Source organism: Streptomyces sp. NPDC043427, assembly GCF_056436655.1.
The window spans coordinates 131,354-133,566 of the sequence record NZ_JBWKCC010000031.1 but is presented as its reverse complement, the minus strand read 5'-3'; the positions used below and the strand labels follow the sequence as shown (position 1 = coordinate 133,566).

Here is a 2,213-nt window from a genome sequence, read left to right as displayed (position 1 = left end):
TCGTCGTGCTCCGAGGAGACGACCAGCTGCTTGATGTTGAGGATCAGGTCGGTGACGTCCTCCTTGACGCCCGGCACGGTGGTGAACTCGTGCAGAACACCGTCGATGCGGATGCTGGTGACAGCGGCACCGGGGATCGACGACAGGAGGGTGCGGCGGAGGGAGTTGCCGAGGGTGTAGCCGAAGCCCGGCTCCAGCGGCTCGATCACGAACCGGGAGCGGAACTCGTCAACGACCTCTTCGGTCAATGAGGGACGCTGAGCGATCAGCATGTGTGGATCAGATCCTTCTTTCGTGGACGCCCGCTATTTGACGCCCGACGGAAACCGCACCCTGTGAGAAGCGCGGGTACTGCAAGGGTACGGGCGATACGGCCTACAGAGCCGTACCGCCCGGCGGGGTTATGTGGGGGACACCCCCACACCCCCGTAAGCCTGCGCGAAGCAGCCGTACGTCAGACGCGACGACGCTTCGGCGGACGGCAGCCGTTGTGCGGGGTCGGGGTGACGTCCTGGATGGAGCCGACCTCGAGGCCCGTGGCCTGCAGGGAGCGGATCGCGGTCTCACGACCGGAACCCGGGCCCTTCACGAACACGTCGACCTTGCGCATGCCGTGCTCCTGGGCGCGGCGGGCAGCCGACTCGGCGGCCATCTGCGCGGCGAACGGCGTGGACTTCCGGGAGCCCTTGAAGCCGACGTGGCCGGCGGAGGCCCAGGAGATCACGTTGCCGGACGGGTCCGTGATGGAGACGATCGTGTTGTTGAACGTGCTCTTGATGTGCGCGTGGCCGTGAGCGACGTTCTTCTTTTCCTTGCGGCGCACCTTCTTGGCAGCGCCCTGACGTCCCTTGGGGGGCATCTCTTAACTCCTACGGGAGGTGGTCGGTCCTACAGCGAAGACCGTGGACAGGCGTCCGCTGCGGACTACTTCTTGCCCGGCTTCTTCTTGCCGGCGATGGCGCGACGCGGGCCCTTGCGGGTGCGGGCGTTGGTGCTGGTGCGCTGACCGCGGACGGGCAGGCCGCGGCGGTGACGCAGACCCTGGTAGCAACCGATCTCGACCTTGCGGCGGATGTCGGCCTGGATCTCGCGACGGAGGTCACCCTCGGTCTTGATGTTGTTGTCGACGTACTCGCGGATCGCGACGAGCTGCTCCTCGGAGAGGTCGCGAACGCGGGTGTTGGGGTCGATGCCGGTCTCGGCCAGCGTCAACTGCGAAAGGGTCCGGCCGATGCCGAACACGTAGGTGAGGGCGACCTCCACGCGCTTTTCGCGCGGGATGTCAACACCGGAAACGCGTGCCATTCAATGGCTCCAGTTGATCCTCGGAGGTCTTCCACAGAACCGACTCCCGGCCGCCGTATCAGGTACGAACCAGGTCCCCGGCCTCCGAACCGGGGGTGTCAGGCGATCGCTCGCCTGGGATCTGCGTATGAACATATTCAGCTCGCGTCGCGCGAAGTCTCTACGAAAAGCAGAGGGTGCGATCTGCTCGCGATCAGCCCTGGCGCTGCTTGTGGCGCGGGTTCTCGCAGATGATCATGACCCGGCCGTGACGGCGGATCACCCTGCACTTGTCGCAGATCTTCTTGACGCTCGGCTTGACCTTCATGGGATGTGAGGTTCTCCGGGTCAGTTGCCGGCGGCCCCGCGCAGATACGCGGGACGTGGGGCAAGATCTACTTGTACCGGTAGACGATCCGGCCACGCGTCAGGTCGTACGGAGACAGCTCCACCACGACCCGGTCGTCAGGGAGGATGCGGATGTAGTGCATGCGCATCTTGCCGCTGATGTGTGCCAGGACCTGGTGGCCGTTCTGGAGCTCGACCTTGAACATGGCGTTCGGAAGAGACTCGACGACAGTGCCCTCGATCTCGATGGCACCTTGCTTCTTGGCCACGCTTCGCCCTTCGAATCGACTACCTTGATCGACTCTGTACGAGCGCATGCAGGCATGCGGGTGCACGAGAGCCGACGAGTCAGTCTACGTCAGCGCACCCGGAAACACGAATCGAGGAAGCCTGCCCCACCCGGCCCCGCATCATGCAACCGGATCCGGCGCCACCGTCACGCCGCACTCCGCATGCTTGACCCTGCTCGGTCAGGGCGACCGAGTGTTGCCAGTGGGAGGGCCAGGGCACCAGGGCGCCTCACACGCTCCGACCGGCGGTCGTGGCGCAGCCTCGCCGTCACGCCAGAGGGTCCGGCGCCG

At 65.5% G+C, this 2,213-nt stretch carries 4 protein-coding genes and 2 pseudogenes; all 6 read right to left on the bottom strand.

Features of this window, described 5'->3' with window-relative positions; translation table 11 throughout:
* Positions 1-272 (bottom strand): annotated as a pseudogene (locus AC067M_RS36310) (DNA-directed RNA polymerase subunit alpha); the annotation flags it as partial.
* Positions 273-454: 182 nt separating this feature from the next.
* Positions 455-859 carry a 30S ribosomal protein S11 gene (gene rpsK / locus AC067M_RS36305; RefSeq protein ID WP_003956432.1) on the bottom strand — a complete coding sequence of 135 codons (405 nt, stop codon included), beginning with the start codon at positions 857-859 and terminating at the stop codon, positions 455-457.
* A 65-nt stretch (positions 860-924) separates the two neighbouring features.
* Positions 925-1,305: a 30S ribosomal protein S13 gene (gene rpsM, locus AC067M_RS36300; RefSeq protein WP_037680379.1), complete on the bottom strand. Its 381-nt coding sequence runs from the start codon at positions 1,303-1,305 to the stop codon at positions 925-927.
* A gap of 193 nt (positions 1,306-1,498) precedes the next feature.
* Complete coding sequence (gene rpmJ / locus AC067M_RS36295) at positions 1,499-1,612, bottom strand: 50S ribosomal protein L36 (protein ID WP_004984509.1); 114 nt, start codon at positions 1,610-1,612, stop codon at positions 1,499-1,501.
* Positions 1,613-1,679: 67 nt separating this feature from the next.
* Positions 1,680-1,901, bottom strand: a complete 222-nt coding sequence (gene infA / locus AC067M_RS36290; protein ID WP_003948620.1) for a translation initiation factor IF-1 — start codon at positions 1,899-1,901, stop codon at positions 1,680-1,682.
* Positions 1,902-2,042: 141 nt separating this feature from the next.
* Positions 2,043-2,136 (bottom strand): annotated as a pseudogene (locus AC067M_RS36285) (type I methionyl aminopeptidase); the annotation flags it as partial.
* Positions 2,137-2,213 lie beyond the last annotated feature (77 nt).

Bases quoted from the DNA above. Each gene is read 5' to 3' on its own strand.
- rpsK (WP_003956432.1), bottom strand. From the start codon at position 859: ATGCCCCCCAAGGGACGTCAGGGCGCTGCCAAGAAGGTGCGCCGCAAG.
- rpsM (WP_037680379.1), bottom strand. From the start codon at position 1,305: ATGGCACGCGTTTCCGGTGTTGACATCCCGCGCGAAAAGCGCGTGGAG.
- rpmJ (WP_004984509.1), bottom strand. From the start codon at position 1,612: ATGAAGGTCAAGCCGAGCGTCAAGAAGATCTGCGACAAGTGCAGGGTG.